Source organism: Vibrio sp. Vb0349 (assembly GCF_033338975.1).
The window spans coordinates 1-898 of sequence record NZ_JAWOTS010000154.1 but is presented as its reverse complement, the minus strand read 5'-3'; the positions used below and the strand labels follow the sequence as shown (position 1 = coordinate 898).

Below are 898 nucleotides of genomic sequence, written 5' to 3'. Positions count from 1 at the left end.
ATCATCATAATGGGCCCGAGTGTATGACGGCACAGGGATTGCCGGTTGTGCTTTAGCGAGACCATGTTGCGCGCCAGCAAAGAGTTGGCAGTGATGATGGGTATGATGCTCTGGTGTGAGGTCGACTTGATGAAAGATCGAAGCAAAATTCCAGATGATCAGCAAAGCAACACTGAAAAGTACAACAGTGCGATGCCAAGATCTGAAAATGGTTTGCCAAGAAAAGTACATCTGAACGCCTGAAATCCTAACGGGTGTTATAATATAACACTCATTATTGGCAAAAGTTCACTCTTTTGTCTGGTGAGGAAAATTTAACACAGCATATTAGTGGGATACCGTGTGATTGAGGCTCCTGATTGGTGCCGAGTCAGGAGCCGTCATCTCGAACTAAATACTTTGCTTGATAAGGCCAATCACTTGTGTAATTTCGTCTTGCGTCAATGCGCCTTCTTTCACAAACAGAACTTTGCCTTGTTTATCTTGTACGATGATCGCAGAGCTTTCTTCTTTTAGCCCCCAAGTGTTCGCCACCAAGCCATTTTCATCCAATACCATTGATGACCAAGGAAACTCTTTTTTACTGTCTTGTGCAGAAGATTTCACAAATGAGCCAGTGCCCCAAATCGCATCATCTTGGTTGATGATGGTGGTTGTCTGGTAGCTATCTTCTGGGAATTTAGCGGAGGTAATTGCAGTCATCAACGGTGCGTTCATCTCTTTTGAACTGCTGCGACCAGCAATCGCTTGAATTACGCGGACTTTACCTAACATATGCTGTGTTGCCCAAGGCTGGTAAGCCACACCTTCACCTTGTAAAACAATTTCACCGTGTGCGCCGACTTGTGCTGGTGGAACGGTTTCACCAACCGACAAGTTATGTGCGAAAGCCAAACTT

Annotated in this window: 2 protein-coding genes; both read right to left on the bottom strand. The window is 45.1% G+C overall.

What is annotated here, in order from left to right:
* Nucleotides 1-231: DUF2607 family protein (locus R7Q47_RS24100; protein ID WP_318089707.1), on the bottom strand; the 231-nt coding region annotated here is incomplete at its 3' end.
* A gap of 159 nt (nt 232-390) precedes the next feature.
* On the bottom strand, nt 391-894 hold the full coding sequence (locus R7Q47_RS24095) for a YtfJ family protein (protein ID WP_318089711.1): 504 nt from the start codon (nt 892-894) through the stop codon (nt 391-393).
* Between the last annotated feature and the right edge of the window lie 4 nt (nt 895-898).